General features: G+C 69.0%; 15 protein-coding genes and 1 tRNA gene. 2 read left to right on the top strand and 14 right to left on the bottom strand.

Features of this window, described 5'->3' with window-relative positions; genetic code table 11:
* The 7 genes from Q0A34_RS00905 to Q0A34_RS00935 all read right to left on the bottom strand — a co-directional run.
* Positions 1–753, bottom strand: a 753-nt coding sequence (locus Q0A34_RS00905; RefSeq protein ID WP_291477569.1) for a YggS family pyridoxal phosphate-dependent enzyme, incomplete at its 3' end; no start/stop codon positions are given.
* Between the two features lie 28 nt (positions 754–781).
* Positions 782–2,872: an aminodeoxychorismate synthase component I gene (gene pabB / locus Q0A34_RS00910; RefSeq protein ID WP_291477571.1), complete on the bottom strand. Its 2,091-nt coding sequence runs from the start codon at positions 2,870–2,872 to the stop codon at positions 782–784.
* Positions 2,873–2,917: 45 nt separating this feature from the next.
* The gene (locus tag Q0A34_RS00915; protein WP_291477572.1) at positions 2,918–3,184 is read right to left on the bottom strand and encodes a metal-sensitive transcriptional regulator; all 267 of its coding nucleotides are present in this window, start codon (positions 3,182–3,184) and stop codon (positions 2,918–2,920) included.
* A gap of 67 nt (positions 3,185–3,251) precedes the next feature.
* Positions 3,252–5,720 carry a phosphoenolpyruvate synthase gene (gene ppsA / locus Q0A34_RS00920; RefSeq protein WP_291477574.1) on the bottom strand — a complete coding sequence of 823 codons (2,469 nt, stop codon included), beginning with the start codon at positions 5,718–5,720 and terminating at the stop codon, positions 3,252–3,254.
* Between the two features lie 38 nt (positions 5,721–5,758).
* Positions 5,759–6,571: a pyruvate, water dikinase regulatory protein gene (locus Q0A34_RS00925; protein WP_291477580.1), complete on the bottom strand. Its 813-nt coding sequence runs from the start codon at positions 6,569–6,571 to the stop codon at positions 5,759–5,761.
* 183 nt (positions 6,572–6,754) lie between these two features.
* Positions 6,755–6,827, bottom strand: a tRNA-Lys gene (locus Q0A34_RS00930).
* A gap of 148 nt (positions 6,828–6,975) precedes the next feature.
* Positions 6,976–8,478 carry an acetyl-CoA hydrolase/transferase family protein gene (locus Q0A34_RS00935; RefSeq protein ID WP_291477582.1) on the bottom strand — a complete coding sequence of 501 codons (1,503 nt, stop codon included), beginning with the start codon at positions 8,476–8,478 and terminating at the stop codon, positions 6,976–6,978.
* Positions 8,479–8,699: 221 nt separating this feature from the next.
* Between Q0A34_RS00935 and dusB the strand changes: the two genes are divergently transcribed.
* Together dusB and phoU are read left to right on the top strand one after the other, a co-directional pair.
* On the top strand, positions 8,700–9,899 hold the full coding sequence (dusB, locus tag Q0A34_RS00940; protein WP_291477584.1) for a tRNA dihydrouridine synthase DusB: 1,200 nt from the start codon (positions 8,700–8,702) through the stop codon (positions 9,897–9,899).
* Positions 9,900–9,964: 65 nt separating this feature from the next.
* Complete coding sequence (gene phoU / locus Q0A34_RS00945; RefSeq protein WP_291477586.1) at positions 9,965–10,702, top strand: phosphate signaling complex protein PhoU; 738 nt, start codon at positions 9,965–9,967, stop codon at positions 10,700–10,702.
* Here phoU and Q0A34_RS00950 read toward each other — a convergent pair.
* The 7 genes from Q0A34_RS00950 to Q0A34_RS00980 form a co-directional block, all read right to left on the bottom strand.
* On the bottom strand, positions 10,688–11,215 hold the full coding sequence (locus Q0A34_RS00950; RefSeq protein ID WP_291477587.1) for an AAA family ATPase: 528 nt from the start codon (positions 11,213–11,215) through the stop codon (positions 10,688–10,690). The genes phoU and Q0A34_RS00950 overlap by 15 nt on opposite strands.
* A gap of 63 nt (positions 11,216–11,278) precedes the next feature.
* Positions 11,279–12,055, bottom strand: coding sequence for a phosphate ABC transporter ATP-binding protein PstB (gene pstB / locus Q0A34_RS00955; protein WP_291477589.1), 777 nt, complete (start codon positions 12,053–12,055; stop codon positions 11,279–11,281).
* Between the two features lie 12 nt (positions 12,056–12,067).
* The gene (pstA, locus tag Q0A34_RS00960; protein WP_291477591.1) at positions 12,068–13,009 is read right to left on the bottom strand and encodes a phosphate ABC transporter permease PstA; all 942 of its coding nucleotides are present in this window, start codon (positions 13,007–13,009) and stop codon (positions 12,068–12,070) included.
* A gap of 15 nt (positions 13,010–13,024) precedes the next feature.
* Positions 13,025–14,119, bottom strand: coding sequence for a phosphate ABC transporter permease subunit PstC (gene pstC / locus Q0A34_RS00965; RefSeq protein ID WP_291477593.1), 1,095 nt, complete (start codon positions 14,117–14,119; stop codon positions 13,025–13,027).
* Between the two features lies 1 nt (position 14,120).
* The gene (pstS, locus tag Q0A34_RS00970; protein WP_291477655.1) at positions 14,121–15,233 is read right to left on the bottom strand and encodes a phosphate ABC transporter substrate-binding protein PstS; all 1,113 of its coding nucleotides are present in this window, start codon (positions 15,231–15,233) and stop codon (positions 14,121–14,123) included.
* 143 nt (positions 15,234–15,376) lie between these two features.
* Positions 15,377–16,357 (bottom strand): mycothiol synthase, encoded by a 981-nt coding sequence (gene mshD, locus Q0A34_RS00975; protein WP_291477595.1) that lies wholly within the window; start codon positions 16,355–16,357, stop codon positions 15,377–15,379.
* A 19-nt stretch (positions 16,358–16,376) separates the two neighbouring features.
* On the bottom strand, positions 16,377–17,057 hold the full coding sequence (locus tag Q0A34_RS00980; protein WP_291477597.1) for a response regulator transcription factor: 681 nt from the start codon (positions 17,055–17,057) through the stop codon (positions 16,377–16,379).
* Between the last annotated feature and the right edge of the window lie 91 nt (positions 17,058–17,148).

Consider the following 17,148-nt stretch of genomic DNA (forward strand, 5'->3'; position numbering starts at 1 on the left):
CCCCCGCCCCGCCCCTCCCCCGTAGTCGCGGGCCCCGAAGATCGCGGACCCCACCCGGACGCAGGTCGCCCCCTCGGCGACCGCGGTGCGGAAGTCACCCGACATCCCCATCGACAGCTCAGTCAACAACCCGGGGTCCACCACCGCCTCACCACGCGCACGCTCCAGGATCCCCCGCAGGTCGGAGAAGCACCGCCGGACCTCACCGGTGTCCGTCGTGTTGGTCGCCACGGTCATGAAACCGCGGACGCGCAGCCGGTCACACCGGGCCGCCGCCGCGAGAATCGTGCCCACCTCCTCCGGCGACGCCCCTGTCTTGGACTCCTCACCCGAGGTGTTGACCTGGACCAGCACGTCCAGCGTGCGGTCCACCATGTCCAGCCGGCGCTGCAGTGCCTCCGCGAGCCGGACCGAGTCGAGCGCCTGGAACTCATGGGCGTGTTCGGCGACGACCTTGGCCTTGTTGGTCTGCAGGTGGCCGATCGCGATCCACCGCACCGGCAGGTCGGCCATCTCCACCGCCTTGCGCTGGACCTCCTGCGGCTTGTTCTCCGCGAACTCGTGCATCCCGGCCGCCACCGCGCGCCTCAGCCGCTCGACCGGCACCGTCTTGCTCACCGGCAGGAGCCGCACCTCCGCCGGATCCCGTCCCGCCTCCAGCGCCGCCGCGTCGACCTGCGCGCGGACAGCGGCGACGGCGTCCCGGAGGACTTCCACGTCGTTCACGTCACCGTGTTCCCCATCGTTGTGCATGCCCACCGAGCCTAGTCGAGCCTGCCGCTCAGAGCCTCAGCAGCGGCGCGGCCTTGACCACGGTCTCCTCGTACTCGCCGTCCGGCGTGGACTGGGCCACCACCGCACCGCCGACCCCGTAGCTCCACCGGGTGAAGGTCCCGTCGGCCGCGTACTCCGCGACCAGTGTCCGGATCACCACCGACAGATCGACCGCCCCGTCCAGGGAGAAGTACCCCACGGCGCCGCTGTAGACGCCACGGGGACCGTCCTCGAGCTCGTCGAGGATCCGCATCGTCCGTTCCTTCGGCGCACCGGTCATCGACCCGGGAGGGAAGGCGGCGCGGACGGCGTCGATCCCGGTGCACCCGTCGCGCAGTTCCGCGGTGACGGTGCTGACCAACTGGTGCACCGTGGCGTAGCTCTCCACCCCGAAGAGCTCCGGGACCTCGACGGTCCCCGGCGCGGCGACCCGGCCCAGGTCATGACGGACCAGGTCGACGATCATCAGGTTCTCCGCCCGGTCCTTCTCACTGGCCCGCAGTTCGGCCCGGATGTCGTCGTCCTCCTCCGCGGTGTCCCCCACCGGACGCGTCCCCTTGATCGGGGACGAGACCACACGCCCGTCGACGTCGACACTGAGGAATCGTTCCGGGGAGGTGGACATCACCGTCGCCCCCGGGAGCCGGAGGTACGCGCCGAAGGGGGCGGGGTTGTCACGCCGGAGCCGACGGTAGAGGTCCAGGGTGTCCGGTGGGGAATCGGCCGGGGAGTCGGGCGTCCCTTCCAGCGTGGTGGTCAGACACGCCTCGTAGGTCTCCCCCGCGGCGATCAGCCGCTGGATCTCACGGACCTTGTCCGTGTAGGTGTCCCGGTCGTGCAGGGTGACGGCCAGCCCCGCACGCCCGGGGCCGACCGGTTCCTCCACCGACAGACCCCGGACGACCGCGGCGACGTCGTCGAGCCAGCGGTCCCCGCCGTCCCCGCCGTCTCCACCGTCGCCACCGTCCCTACCCTCTCTGTCGAGCGTGACGAGGTGGACCTCGGCGGTGTCGTGGTCGACGATGACCGCCCGGTCGAGGAACAGCAGCCCGGCGTCCGGGATGCGCGACGGGTGACGGTTCGCCGCCCCCTCTCCCCGGGCACAGTCCTTCTTCACCCCGTATCCCAGGTAGCCGACCCAGCCCAGGCGGAATCCACCGGCCGGCGCGGCTCCCGACGGACAGTCGGTGGTGTTCCACTGCGCGAGGTCGTCCTGCAGCCAGCCCAGGATGTCGCCGTCCACGGTGCGGCTCGTCCCGTCCCGCGTGATCTCCAGCGTCCCGGTACCGGTGTCGGCGGTGACCACGGTGTCCGACGCGCCCATGATGCTGTGGCGGGCCCGGGGGTCGTCCGCCCGGTTCCCGTCGAGCCACACCGCGTACCCCGCTCCTCCCGGGGTCGAGGGGTCGCCGTAGAGACGGCGGAAGAGCTCCCCGGCGAGCAGCCGGGTGTCACCGCCGGGCAGCGGTACCGTGCGGTCGCGCACGCCCCGGATCCGCCCGTGGCTGCGGGTGACCGCCGCGAAGTTCGCCAGCAGGTCACGTCCGTGGCCGGACTTCACCGACTCCGGGTGGAACTGCACGCCCCACAACCGCGCGCCGGGGACGCTCAGGCCCATCACGGTGCCGTCGTCACCGCGGGCGGTGACCTCCACCTGCGGCGGGACGTCCGACACGGCGAGGGAGTGGTACCGCACGACGTCGAAGGAGGTGGGCAGCCCGTGGAAGAGGTCGCTGCCGTCGTGGCTGATGCGCGAGAGCCTGCCGTGCACGGGCTCGGCCGCGGGCCCCACGGTCGCCCCGTACATGTGGGCGATGAGCTGGTGGCCCAGGCAGATCCCCAGGACAGGCAGTCCGCGGTCCACGGCTGCGCGCACCACCGCCGGGCAGATGCCGACGTCCGTGGCGTGCAGCGGGGTGCCCGGCCCCGGGGAGACGACCACGTTGTCCACGGTCGCCAGCAGTGCCGCACCCCGGGACCCCCACCCCTGCCAGTCGTTCGGGACGACGACCGGTTCCACACCGTTGACACGGGTGAGGTCATGGACGAGGTTCCAGGTGAACGAGTCGTGGTTGTCGATGAGCAGCGTTCGGATCACCGGGACAAGGCTACCGGGCCGGGGCCGGCCCACCACCCGGCCGGGTCACGCCAGTGACAGGAAGAGCTTCTCCATCTCCTCTTCCCAGTCCTCCGGGGCGTCGCCCTCCTCGGCGGAGAGGCAGTCGCGCATGCCGCCGGAGATGGCCTTCACCCCGGCGCGGTCGAGGGCGCGGGACACGGCGGCGAGCTGGGTCACGATGTCGCGGCACTCACGGCCGTTCTCGATCATCGTGATGACCCCGTCGAGCTGGCCGCGGGCACGCCGCAGCCTCTTCAGAACGGCGTCGGACGTCGGGTCGTTGAGTTTCAACTGGAAGCTCCTGGAGAGATCGGATCATGTGAGGGATCGTGCCTGGATCACTATACCCCGGCCGACATCACCCGGCGTCGTGTCCGTCGGACTCCCCCGCCAACGCCAGCCAGGTCTTCACCACGGTGTCCGGGGTCAGCGACATCGACCCGATCCCCCGGTCCACGAGCCACTGCGCGAACCCGGGGTGGTCCGAGGGCCCCTGCCCGCAGATACCGACGTACTTGCCGCGTTCCACACAGGTGCCGATCACCGACTCGATGACCGTGAGCACCGCCGGGTTCCGCTCGTCGAAGTCGTGTGCGACCAGGTCGGAGTCACGGTCGACGCCGAGGACCAGCTGTGTCATGTCGTTGGACCCGATGGAGAAGCCGTCGACGTGGTCGAGGAACTCGTCGGCCAGGAGGTAGTTGGACGGGACCTCGCACATCATCACCACCTGCAGGCCGTGGCCGTCGCTGTCCGGTGCCCCGCCACCGCGCTCGAGGCCGTGCGACGCCATGAGCGCGAGCACCTCCCGGAGTTCGTCCACGGTGCGGACGAAGGGCACCATGACGCGGACATTGGTCAGGCCCAAGTCCTCGCGGACCCGGCGCAGCGCCTCACACTCCAGGGCGAAGCAGTCGCGGAACGCCCGGGACACGTAACGTGCGGCGCCCCGGTAACCGATCATGGGGTTCTCCTCGCGCGGCTCGAAGCGCTCCCCGGCCAGCAGGTTCGCGTACTCGTTGGACTTGAAGTCCGACAGACGCACGATCACGGGTTTCGGGTCGAAGGCGGCGGCGATCGTCGCCACCCCCTCCACCACCCGGCGGATGAAGAACTCCTCCGGGGACGGGTAGGCCGCGGTGACCTCGTCGACCCGGGCCTGAAGGTCGGCGGGCAGGGTGTCCCGCTCGAGGAGCGCGCGCGGGTGCACGCCGATCTGGCGGTTGACGATGAACTCCATCCGGGCGAGGCCGACCCCGTCATTGGGCAGGGACGAGAAGGTGAAGGCCTGGTCGGGGGTCGCGACGTTCATCATCAGCTTCGTCGGGATGTCCGGCATGGCGTCCAGCCGGGTCACCTTCTCCTCGAAAGGCACCTCCCCGCGGTACACGCGGCCGGTGTCGCCCTCGGCGCAGGACACGGTGACCGGCTCACCGCCGGGCAGGACCGAGGTCGCGTCACCGGTACCGACGATGGCGGGGATGCCCAGTTCACGGGCGATGATGGCGGGGATGCCCAGTTCACGGGCGATGATGGCGGCGTGGCACGTGCGCCCGCCCCGCTCGGTGATGATCGCCGAGGCCCGTTTCATCACCGGCTCCCAGTCCGGGTCGGTGATCTCGGCGACCAGGACGTCCCCTGCCTCCATGGCGCCCATGTCGTGGACGGAGCGCAGCACACGCACCGGGCCGGCGCCGATGCGCCGGCCGATGGACCGGCCCTCCGTGAGCACCTCGGCGGAGTCCGCGGCCGCCCGGTCGATCTCGAACCGGGTCAGCACCTGGCCGTCCCGTCCCCGCCGGGAGACCACCGTTTCCGGACGGGCCTGCAGGATGTACAGCCGGCCGTCCACCCCGTCGCGTCCCCACTCGATGTCCATGGGGCGCCCGTAGTGCTCCTCGATGGCCACGGCGTGGCGGGCGAGCTCGGTGACCTCCTCGTCGGTGAGGGAGAACCGCACCCGGTCGGACACCGCGACATCCTCCCAGCGGGTGGCGGAGTCGACGCCGGTGCCCTCCGCGTAACGCATGGCCACCGCCTTGTCCCCCACGGTCCGGGAGAGGATCGCGTCCGACCCCGTCCTCCCGGCCCGGACGGCGGGCTTGGAGACGTAGAACTCGTCCGGGTTCACCGCCCCCTGCACCACCGCCTCGCCCAGCCCGTAGGACGAGGTGATGAACACCGCGCGGTCGAACCCGGACTCCGTGTCCACGGTGAACATCACGCCGGACGCGCCGATGTCGCTGCGCACCATGCGCTGGACCCCGGCGGACAGGGCGACGTCGGCGTGGACGAAGCCGTGGTGCACCCGGTAGGAGATCGCCCGGTCGTTGTACAGCGAGGCGAAGACGGCCTTCACCGCCTCGAGCAGGTTGTCGATGCCGCCGATGTTCAGGAAGGTCTCCTGCTGGCCGGCGAAGGAGGCGTCGGGGAGGTCCTCGGCCGTCGCACTGGACCGCACCGCCCAGGTCACCTCGTCCGGACGGGGGTCGGCGGCGACGAGTTCCTCGTAGGCGTCCCGGATGTCGCGTTCGAGCTGCTGCGGGAAAGGCTGCTCCAGGATCCAGCCGCGGATCCGTTCACCTCGACGGGAGAGCTCGGCGACGTCGTCGGTGTCGAGGTCCTCGAGGGCGGCCGCGATCTTCCCGTCGAGACCGTTGACGGCGAGGAAGTCGCGGTACGCCTCGGCGGTGGTGGCGAAACCGTCGGGGACGCGCACACCGGCGTCGGCGAGGTTGACGACCATTTCACCGAGAGAGGCGTTCTTGCCGCCGACGCGGGCGACGTCGTCCATGCCGATGGCGGTGAAGGGGAGGATGGTGGACATGGTGAGGGGTTCCTGTTCGTTTCCTGGGGCGGTGGGCCCTACGGCTGGCGGAGGTTCATCCTGGTGAGGATGACACTGGACATCTCCTCCACGCTCATGGCGTGCGAGTCGATGTAGGGGATCCTGTGGGAACGGTAGAGTTCCTCTGCCCGACGGAGTTCGGCACGGCACTGCGGCGTGCTGGCGTACCTGCTGCCCGGGCGGCGTTCGGTGCGGACCTGGCTGAGCCGCTGCACCGTCGTGGTCAGGCCGAAGAGCCTGTCCCGGAACGGCCCGACGGCCTCGGGGAGACGCCCCACGGCGTCGTCGTCGGTCAGCGGGTAGTTGGCGACCCGCAGCCCGTGCTGGAGCGCCAGGTACATGGCGGTGGGGGTCTTCCCGCACCGGGACGGTGCGAGGATGATCAGGTCGGCGCTGTCGAGGCCGCGGAAACTCGCGGCGTCGTCGTGCTCCACGGTGTACTCCACGGCGTTGATACGGTCGTGGTAACGGCCGAGGTCACCGACCCGGTGGTACTCCGTGGCCGTACCCGTCCGTGCCGCGCCGAGGACGTCCTCCAGGTGAGCCAGGTGGGCCCCCAGCAGGTCGATGACCTCTCCGGACGCCCCGGCGACGATGTCGGCGACCTGCGCGTCACGGATCGTGACGAAGACGATGGGTTCCGCCGCGGCGTCACCGCCGTCCTCCGCGATCGTGGTGACCGCCCGGGCCGCCGCCTCCACGGAATCCACGAAGGGGAGCACGCGGCGGCGGAAGGTGAATCCGGGGAACTGGGCCAGCAGCGCATTGCCCTGGGTCTCCGCGGTGATTCCCGTGCTGTCGGACACGAAGAAGACGGACCTGGGTGACATGGCAGTCCACCTCCGCCTTCTCGACAGGTATCAGCACGGGACCACCCGACCGTAACACCCGGAACGGACCTCCATGTCCGCTTTCACCCCCGTTCGGGCGTGAATTCCCGGCCACGGCGATGCGTCGCCTGCACAGCGACGGGAAAACCCCCGGTCATCCGTGACCGGGGGTTGTCCTGACAGTGGGCCCTGTGGGGCTCGAACCCACGACCTGCGGATTAAAAGTCCGTAGCTCTACCAACTGAGCTAAAGGCCCGACGACGCACCCCACGTGTGAGGTGCGTCCTAGAGTCTAGTGCATGTCCGGACGGCGCCGGAAACCTGCCCCGCACACTCTCCGGGAGAAGTGTCCCGAAGGCCCGGGGTGTACCGCGACGGGCACAGCCGGCGCGGCACCACGGGTGCTACTTCCGCATCGAACCGGTCTCGAGGAACCGGGTGTGGAACTCGAATGCCCTGGACAGGTCGTGCGGGGTCTGCTGGAACCTGCTCTTCGACGCCGCCTCGACGTACTCCTCCAGCAGCGGCTGGTAGGACGGGTCGGCGATCGCGATCATCTTCCTGACACGGTCGCGCGGCGCCAGGCCACGCAGGTCGGCGTACCCCTTCTCCGTGATGACCACCATGGCGTCGTGCTCGTGGTGGTCGATGTGGGAGGCGAAGGGCACGATGGCGGAAATGTCGCCGCCCTTGGCGACCGACGGACTGATGAAGGAGGAGACCTGGGCGTTACGGGTGAAGTCGCCCGAGCCGCCGATCCCGTTCATCACACGCGAACCGGAGACGTTGGTCGAGTTGATGTTGCCGTAGATGTCGGCCTCGATCATGCCGTTGGTGGCGATGAGGCCGAGCCGGCGGATGACCTCGGGGTGGTTGGACACCTGCTGCGGACGCAGGATGATGTTGTCGCGGTAGCGTGCCGCCTCCGCGTTCATCTTCTCCGCGTACTCCGGGGACAGGGAGAAGGACGTCGCCGAGGCGACGGTCATCTTGCCGGCGTCGATCAGGTCGACCATGCCGTCCTGGATCACCTCGGTGTAGGCGGTGATGTTCTCGAACTTGGAGTCGAGCAGGCCGGCCATCACGGCGTTGGGCACGTTGCCGACACCGGACTGCATGATGTAGCGGTCGTACGCCAGCCGCCCGGCGCGGACCTCGCCCTCCAGGAAGTCCAGGAAGTGCCCGGCGATCTTCTTCGAGGTCTCGTCCGCCGGGGTGAACGGCGCATTGCGGTCGGGGGCGTCGGTCTCGACGACGGCGACGACCTTACTGGTGTCGAACTCGATGGCGGTGCCGCCGATGCGGTCACCCGGCGAGGTGATGCCGATGGGGGTGCGCTGGCCGGCGGGCTCGATGCGGTAGAGGTCGTGCATGCCCTCGAGGTCCCGGGACTGCCATTCGTTGACCTCGATGATCACCTTGTCGGCGGCGTCGATGTACTCGATGTTGTTGCCCACCGCGGAGGAGGGGACGACGGTGCCGTCCTCACGGATGGCGACGGCCTCGATGATGGCGACGTCGAACTTCCCGAAGAAGCCCTCCTGCACCTGCTTGCCCAGGTGGGAGAGGTGGATGTCCCAGTACTTCATCTCGCCGGCGTTGATCTTGCCGCGCATGACGGGATCGGAGTTGTAGGGGGCACGGAAGCTGACGGCGTCCGCCTCGGCCAGCACACCGTCGCAGTCGACGGCGGTGGACGCGCCGGTGAACAGCTCGATCTGGAACTCGTCACCGCGGTCGTGGGCGGCCCTGGCACGTTCGGCGATCGCGGTGGGGAGGACCTTGGGGTACCCCGCCCCGGTGAAGCCGGAGGTGCCGACCTTGTCACCGTTGTTGACGAACTCGGCGGCCTCCTGCGCCGACATGACCTTCGACTTCAGTCCGCTGTGTGCGATGCGCTCAGACACTCTCTCTCCTCTTTGTTGTCCCGTTGTATCGGAAGTATCTCTGTAATCATCACCGTTTGTTTCTGTAGCAAACGTGACCTCTGCCACCATTGATAGCACACCGGTGCCGCACGACGGCAGTTCACAGGACCGTGCGGGTGTGACCGCACACTCCCGAGTGTAGTGACCGACCGGATCACACCGCTTTGCACCTCCCCCGCCCCGGTGTGAGAATCAGGGGTGTGAGCACCGCAACGACCACCGCACCAGCACCCGCCCTCTCCATCGGCCGGTTCGACCTGGACTCCCCCGTCGTCCTGGCCCCGATGGCGGGGGTGACGAACGTCGCCTTCCGCACGTTGTGCCGGGAGCAGGAACGCCAGCGTATGGGCAGTGTCGCCGGCCTCTACGTCTGCGAGATGGTCACCGCGCGCGCCCTGGTGGAGCGCAACCCGAAGACGATGCACATGACGACCTTCGCCCCCGACGAGGATCCGCGCAGTCTGCAGCTGTACACCACCGACCCGGAGTACACCTACCGCGCTGCCCGGATGATCGCCGAGGAGGACCTCGCCGACCACATCGACATGAACTTCGGGTGCCCGGTGCCCAAGGTCACCCGCCGCGGCGGCGGTTCCGCCCTGCCGTTCAAGCGGCGCCTCTACGCCTCCATCGTCCGGGCGGCGGTCTCGGCCGTCTCCGACGCGGGACGGTCCGACATCCCGGTGACCGTCAAGTTCCGCGTCGGCATCGACGACGACCACCTCACCCACCTGGACGCCGGCCGCATCGCCGCCGACGAGGGCGCGGCCGCGGTCGCCTGCCACGGACGCACCGCCGCCCAGCGGTACTCGGGCACCGCCGACTGGGGGCAGATCGCCCGCCTCGTCGAGCACATGGAGGGCACCGGTGTGCCGGTGCTCGGCAACGGCGACATCTTCAAGGCGTCCGACGCCGCGACGATGATGGCACGGACCGGGTGCGACGGCGTCGTCGTCGGCCGGGGCTGCCTGGGCCGCCCCTGGCTCTTCGCCGAACTGTCGGCACACCTGCGCGGGCTGCCGGTCCCGGAGGAGCCCACCCTCGCCGAGGTCTGCCGGATCATCATGCGTCACGCCGAACTGCTGTCCGCCCACGAGGGCGAGACCTACGGTGTGCGCGAGATGCGCAAGCACATGGCCTGGTACATGCGCGGCTTCCCCGCCGGCGGGGAGATCCGCCGCCAGCTCTCGCAGATCACCGACCTGGAGTCACTGCGCGCGGTCCTCGACCCCATGTGGGGGTCGGACGCCCGTGCCGTGGACGCCGACGGGCCCCGGGGTCGTCAGGGCTCACCCGGGAAGGTCGCCCTGCCGGACGGCTGGCTGGACGACCCCGAGGACCTGACCAGCAGCGTTCCGGAGGACCCGGACGCTGACGGGGCAGCCGCCAACGGAGGTTGACACCCCCGGGGAAAGTACCCCTCGTTCACCCAGCGAAGTGGCCGTACCCCCCGTACACTGGCCCCATGCGCACCGTGTACCAGGAACAGATGCGGACCTTCGCCCATGAACTCGCTGTCATGGCCGACAAGGTCCGGCAGATGATGTCTCAGGCGTGTGACGCCCTGTTCAACCAGGACATCGACACAGCAGAACAGGTCCTCAGCTCCGTCACCGAGATCGAGGAGCTGCGTCAGAGCAACGAGTCACGGTCCTTCGAGCTGCTCGCACTGGAAGGGCCGGTGGCCCGCGACCTGCGGCAGGTCGTCTCCGGCACCTACATCGTGGAGGACCTGGCCCGGATGGCGACCCTCGCCGTCCACGTCGCCCGCACCGCCCGCCGGCGTCACCCGGAGTCCGCGGTCCCGGAGGTCACCCAGCCCTACTTCCGCGAGATGGCCCGGCTCGTCGACGGCATCGGTGAGAAGCTGCACGACGTGCTGGTCACCTACGACCCGGAGAAGGCGATGGAGCTCGCCCTCGACGACGACGCCGTCGACGACCTGCACGAGCACATGTTCCACATCACCGGCAAGAAGGAGTGGCCCTACCCGGTCTCCGCCGCGGTGGACGTCACCCTGCTGTCCCGCTTCTTCGAGCGTTACTCGGACCACGCGGTGAACATCGGCACCCGCGTGGTCTACCTGGCGACCGGGAAGCGTCCCCAGGAGTACGAGGTCTCCCGCCGTTCCGAGGAGCAGCAGGAGACGATGCGTGAGCAGTTCGACGAGATCCGCCGCCGCTACGGCTCAGACCCCTTCTGACTCCCGGCTGGCCACGGTCAGCGCGGCCAACGCGGCGTCCGCCAGCACCTCGGGTGACTGGGCGGCGTCCACCCGCACGCCCGGTTCGTCGGCGCGCAGCCGCTCCAGTTCGGCGTACTGCGCCTGCAGGACGTCCTCCTCGGGGTAGGTGCCGGTACGCTTCAGCGACCGTTCCCGGATGACGTCGGCGGTGCCGTGGACGTGCACGAAGAACACGAAGCCCTCCGCCTCGCGGAAGATGTCGCGGGCGCGGCGCCCCAGGCCCAGGCTCACCACCACGGTGGAGTGCCCCATCCGGGCCTGTTCGGTGAGCCAGTCGCGGATCGCGTACGCCCACGGCAGCCGCTCCTCCGGGGTCAGGAAGCCCCCCTCCTGCATCTTGCGCCGGACCTCGTCGGGTTGCAGGTCCACGGCGGTGGCCGCCGTGAAACCGGTCCGTTTCTGCAGTTCCGCGGCGAGCGGAGCCTTGCCGCTGCCGCTCACCCCCATCAGGACGATATGTACCGGTGCCATCACCGACTCCTTTCCACTGTGCCCCCACTCTGGCACAGAACGGCCGACGGGGGTGGGGAAGGTCTAGCCGAACCGTCCTGAGATGTAGTCCTCGGTCTCCTTGCGCTCCGGGCTCTCGAAGATCTTCTTCGTCGGCCCGACCTCCACCAGCTTGCCCGGTTTGCCCGTGGCCTCCAGGGAGTAGAAGGCGGTCTGGTCGGAGACCCGCGCGGCCTGCTGCATGTTGTGGGTGACGATCACGATGGTGAACTCCTCCTTCAGCTCGTGGATCAGGTCCTCCACGGCCAGGGTGGAGATCGGGTCCAGGGCCGAGCACGGCTCGTCCATCAACAGCACCTCCGGCTCCACGGCGATGGCGCGGGCGATGCACAGACGCTGCTGCTGACCACCCGAGAGGCCGCCGCCGGGCTTGTCCAGGCGGTCCTTGACCTCCTCCCACAGGTTCGCCGACCGCAGGGACTTCTCGGCGACCTCGCGCAGCTTCTTCTTGTTCTTCTCGCCGGAGAGCCGCAGCCCGGCGATCACGTTCTCCTCGATGGACATCGTGGGGAACGGGTTGGCCTTCTGGAAGACCATGCCGATGGTGTTGCGGACGGCGACGGGGTCGACGGTGCGGCCGTAGATGTTCTCGCCGTCCAGCAGGACGTCGCCCTCCACGTAGGCACCGGGAATGACCTCGTGCATCCGGTTGAGGGTGCGCAGGACGGTGGACTTACCGCAGCCCGACGGCCCGATGAAGGCCGTCACCGAGCGCGGCGGGACCTCCAGGTTGACGTCCTTCACCGCGTGGAAGTCGCCGTAGTAGATGTTGACGTCGTGGAGATCGAGGCGTTTCGCCATGGGACAGTATCCTTAGCTGGACTTGATCGAGAACTTGTTGGAGATGATCCGGGCGCTGATGTTCAGTGCGCCGATGAGGACCACCAGGGTCAGGGCCGCCCCCCAGAGGCGGGAGAGCACCTCGTCGCTGGCCTGGAGCTTGTACATCTCCAGCATGAACAGGGGCAGGGAGCTCTGGTTGCCGTCGAAGACGTTCCAGTTGATCACCGGGGTCGCACCCACCAGGATCAGCACCGGCGCGGACTCGCCCATCACCCGTGCGACGGCGAGCATGACACCGGTGACGATGCCGGACAGGGCGGTGGGCAGCACGATCCGGACGATCGTCTTCCACTTCGGCACACCCAGGGCGTAGGCGGCCTCGCGCAGGTCCATCGGGACGATGCGCAGCATCTCCTCGGTGTTGCGCACGATCACCGGCACCATCAGCAGCACCAGCGACAGGGAGACGGCGAAACCGGACCTCTCGAAGCCGAACATGGTGATCCACATGGCGTAGACGAACAGGGCCGCCACGATGGAGGGGACACCGGTGAGGATGTCCACCATGAAGGTGGTGGTGCGGCCCAGCCAGCCACCCCGGGAGTACTCCACGAGGTAGACGGCGGTGAACACGCCGACCGGGACGGAGATGACGGTGGTCACCGCCACCTGGGTCACCGTGCCGATGACGGCGTGCACGATTCCGCCGCCGGCGACGTTCGAGAGCTGCCCGAACATGTCGTAGACCCACCAGTCGACGCTGAGCAGGGCGGGGACGCCGCGCTCCACCAGGACGTACAGCACCCACACCAGGGGCAGGATCGCCAGGCCCATGGTGGCGTAGATGACACCGGTGGCCATGGCGTTGCGGGCCTTGCGGCCGGTGGAGATGTCACTGAATCCGCTCGGCGCGAGCGCGGAGTGCGGACGGTTGTCGAGCTCGGGGGGTCCTGCGGGTACAGACGTGGCCATTGCTGTGGTCCTCCGCTACTTCGTGTTCTTGACCAGGGACCGGGCGGCGGCGTTGACCACGAAGGTCAGCACGAACAGCACCAGTCCGGCGGCGATGTACGCGCCGGCCTTCAGGTCGTCGTTGAATTCGGGGGCGGCGTTGGCGATGGCGGTGGCGAAGGTCGTCCCGCCGTCCATCAGCGACCCGCGGAAACCGGGGGCGGAGGCGATGACCATGTACAGCGCCATCGTCTCCCCCAACGCCCTGCCCAGACCGAGCATCGCGCCGGAGATGTAGCCGGACTTGCCGAAGGGCAGCACCGTCATCCGGACGACCTCCCACCGGGTGGCGCCGAGTGCCAGTGCGGCCTCGATCTGCCCGCGGGGGGTCTGGACGAACACCTCACGGGCGGTGGCGGCGATGATCGGGAGAATCATGATCGCCAGCACCACACCACCGGTGAAGATGTTGCGGCTGGTGGCGAACGCCGGGGAGGTCCCCTGCTGCCAGTCGAAGAGGATGAACCCCCCGCCCCAGCCGACGAGCCACTCGTAGAAGCCGCCGAGGGCGGGCCCGAGGACCTGCATGCCCCAGATGCCGAAGACGATGGACGGCACCGCGGCCAGCAGGTCGATGACGAAGCCCAGGGGCCGCACCACCCGCTTCGGGCAGTAGTTCGACAGGAACACCGCGATCCCCAGCGCCACCGGCATGGCGATGACCAGTGCCAGCACCGAGACCATCACGGTGGTGAAGAACATGTTCGGGATGCCGAACTGCATCCACCCGCCGTCGTTCGACGCGTAGTTGAGGTCCCACCGGTCACCGTAGGTGAAGAAGCTGAGCAGACCGTCGCGCTCCCGGGACAGCGCCGGGATGGCCTGCAGCAGCAGGAAGACCCCGATGGCGCCGATGATGACCGTGATCAGCACGGCCGCACCGGTGGACAGCGACTCGAAGACGCGGTCCCCGGTACGCTTCACCGCACCGCCGGCCCCGGCGGGGCCGACCACCGTGGTGGCCGCGCCGGTGCCGCCCGAACCGTCCGGGCCGTCCGGCCCACCGGTGGCGTCGCGTCCCTGCTGCGGGGCGTCGGTGCCGGACCCCGTCCCTCGGTGTGAGCTGGTCATGCTACTGGATCGCATCGACGGCGGTCTCGAGCTTCTCCTTGAAGGATCCGGCCAGCGGGATGTAACCGGCCTCTTCAAGCTGGTCGTTCTGGTTGTCCAGGACGGTGTGCAGGAAGTCCTTGACCCGCGCGCTGGTCTCCTCGTCGTAGCCGGCGGAGCAGACGATCTCGTAGGTCGTCAGTGCCAGCGGGTAGGCGCCCTCCTCCTTCATGGAGAACAGTGCCTCGGAATCGACGACCAGGTCATTGCCCTCGCCGGAGAAGGAGACCTCGTCGAGCGCCTTGTTCACGGTCTCGGCGTTGAGCTCGGTCGGGCCGGCGCCGAAGTCCAGGTTCGCGATACCCAGGTCGTTGGCGGTGGCGAAACCGGACTCGACGTAGGTGATGGACCCGTTGGTGGCCTTGACCTGGTCGGCCACACCCGAGGAGCCCTGGGCACCGGAGCCGACGCGGGTCGGGAAGGTCTTGCCCTCGTCCTCCCACAGGCCGTCGGTGGCGGTCTTCAGGAAGGACTGGAAGTTGTCCGACGTGCCCGACTCCTCGGCACGGTAGAGGACGTCGATGGGCATGTCCGGGAGGTCCACGCCCTCGTTCTCCGCGGCGATCGCCTTGTCGTTCCAGTTGCGGATGTCGCCCTTGAAGATCTTGGCGACGGTGTCGACGGAGAGGTTCAGGTCGTCGACGCCGTCGAGGTGGAACGCCACCGCGACAGGTCCGACGACCATGGGCAGGTGCCAGGCGGGGTTGTCCCCGCAACGCTTCGCGGCGGCCGCGGCCTGCTCCTCGTCGAGCGGGGAGTCCGAACCGCCGAAGTCGACCTGGTCGGCGATGAACTGCTTCTGGCCCGCGCCGGAGCCGGTGGCGTTGTAGGCCAGGACGGCACCGGGGACGGCCGAGGAGTAGGCGACGCCGAACTGCTCCATCGCCTTCTGCTGGGAGCTGGCGCCTTCACCGCGGAGCTCGCCCTGGGTGTCGGAGAGTTCGTAGGAGCTCTCGGAGCCGGCGCCGCCCTCGCCCCCGTCCGAGTTCGAGTTCGAACAACCGGTGAGGACGAGAGAGCCGGCGGCGACGGTCGCCGCTGCGGTGGTCAGCGTGCGGCGGCGGGTGGTCGAGATCTTCACAGTGGGTAGTCCTTACACATGCGTTGCGGGTTGACGACGCACAGTACGTTAACGCCCCATGGTGGACGTCAGACACCGTGAAGGTGAACGGAAGATGAATACTCCCGCAGGTACCCGGGAGACACCTCCCGGCCTGCTCAGATCATGCCGCGGTAGACGACGTCACGGTGCACGACCTCGAATCCGAGCCGGCGGTAGGTGGCCACCGCCGGGGCGTTGTCGCCCTCGACGTACAGGTCCACCGCCTCGGCCCCGCCGTCGAGCAGGTGGCCGATGCCGAGCAGGGTCACCGGGCCGCCGAGGCCCCGTCCGCGGGCGGCGTCCGCCAGGCACACGACGTACACCTCGCCGTGGGGGTCCCCCTCCGGACGTTTCGTCCAGTGGAAGCCCAGGCACTCACGGCCGTCGAAGAGGAAGATCACGCCGGCGGGGTCGAACCAGTCGGTGTCGCGGGCCGCGGCCAGCTTCCCGAGGTCCCATCCTCCCTGTTCCGGGTGCCAGGCGAAGGCCTCGTTGTTCACCCGGAGCCACTCCCGGTCGACGTGGTCTGCGCCGAAGGCCGCGCCGGCGGCCGGGTAGTCCAGCACGCTGAGCCCCTCGGCCTCCACGGTGGCGGTCGCCTCGTCCCGTCCCGCCAGCAGTGACCGGCGGCGTTCCCCGTCGGTGCAGTCCACCGACATCTTCAGCAGTTCGCGGACGGTGCGGGCACGACGGTCGTCGGCGAAGCTCTTCGCCGAGTCCAGGTCCCCGTGGGACCAGACGCTCAGCGGCCGTTCGACGTCCAGGTGCCGGCCGATCTCGCGCAGCATGCCGGTGGCCACGCCCCTCCGGCGGGCGTCCGGGTGCACGGCCAGTTCGGCGACGTAGGACGGGTTGACCGAGACGACGCCGATGATCCGGCCGCCGACCTCCGCCGTGAGGTGCCGGTAACCCCCGCCGTCACCACCGTCACCCCCCTCGAGGCTGCGCAGGAACGCCTCACTGTACGGCGGCACCCCGTCGGCCTCCCCGACCGCGGTGAGCAGCTCCCTGATCCCGTCGGCGACCTCCGCACCCCGGTCGTCCCCGGGGTGGAATTCCCGGTGCACGGGGTTCAGCGGCGTGTTGTCGGCGTTCATTGCGGCTCTCCTAGGGACTTCAGGGGGCGTCCAGTTCCACGGCTTTGTACCCCACATTACGCACCGTGGCGATGACCTTCTCGTACTCGTGGCCGAGCTTCGCGCGCAGACGCCGCACGTGCACGTCCACCGTGCGCGTGCCACCGAAGTAGTCGTACCCCCAGACGTCCTGCAGCAGCTGTTCCCGGCTGAAGACACGTCCGGCGTGCTTGACCAGGAAGTACAGGAGCTCGAACTCCTTGTACGTCAGGTCCAGCGGGCGGCCCTCCACACGGGCGACGTAGGTGACCTCGTCCACGATCAGTCCACCGATGGTGGCCACCTGGCTGTCCTCCGCCTCCTCGACGGGTACGGGGCGTCGGGTCATCAGCATGCGCAGGCGCGCGTCGACCTCGGTCGGGGTCGCCGACGGCAGCAGGAAGTCGTCCACCGCCCAGGACCCGTCCAGCGCGATGACGCTGGTCTCCTCGATCGCGACCGACACCGGCAACGTCGGGTACGCCGCGGCGACCGACCGGCACAGGTCCCGGGCACCGAGGAGGTTGCTGCCGGTGACGTCGATCATCACGACCTCGGCCCCGCCGATCTCCTTGACGGACGCGGGCACCGGCGGAAGGAGCACCACCTCATGGGAGAGCAGGGCCAGCGAAGGAAGTACCTCTGAGACCTCGTCCTTGTCAGAGAGCACGGTCAGTTTCACGGCCGTCGTCCTTCCGTCGGTGTCACTCGCCGGGAACGCTCCGTCCCGGCACCGTCACCACATTACACCGGCCGGACCTGCACAATCCCGG

The organism is Corynebacterium sp. (assembly GCF_022712195.1).
In the GTDB taxonomy this organism is placed as follows: domain Bacteria; phylum Actinomycetota; class Actinomycetes; order Mycobacteriales; family Mycobacteriaceae; genus Corynebacterium.

What these genes read in the sequence shown, in the direction of transcription:
- ppsA (WP_291477574.1), bottom strand. Translation starts at nt 5,720, where the DNA reads ATGTCCACCATCCTCCCCTTCACCGCCATCGGCATGGACGACGTCGCC.
- Q0A34_RS00925 (WP_291477580.1), bottom strand. Translation starts at nt 6,571, where the DNA reads ATGTCACCCAGGTCCGTCTTCTTCGTGTCCGACAGCACGGGAATCACC.
- phoU (WP_291477586.1), top strand. Translation starts at nt 9,965, where the DNA reads ATGCGCACCGTGTACCAGGAACAGATGCGGACCTTCGCCCATGAACTC.
- Q0A34_RS00950 (WP_291477587.1), bottom strand. Translation starts at nt 11,215, where the DNA reads ATGGCACCGGTACATATCGTCCTGATGGGGGTGAGCGGCAGCGGCAAG.
- pstB (WP_291477589.1), bottom strand. Translation starts at nt 12,055, where the DNA reads ATGGCGAAACGCCTCGATCTCCACGACGTCAACATCTACTACGGCGAC.
- pstA (WP_291477591.1), bottom strand. Translation starts at nt 13,009, where the DNA reads ATGGCCACGTCTGTACCCGCAGGACCCCCCGAGCTCGACAACCGTCCG.
- pstC (WP_291477593.1), bottom strand. Translation starts at nt 14,119, where the DNA reads ATGACCAGCTCACACCGAGGGACGGGGTCCGGCACCGACGCCCCGCAG.
- mshD (WP_291477595.1), bottom strand. Translation starts at nt 16,357, where the DNA reads ATGAACGCCGACAACACGCCGCTGAACCCCGTGCACCGGGAATTCCAC.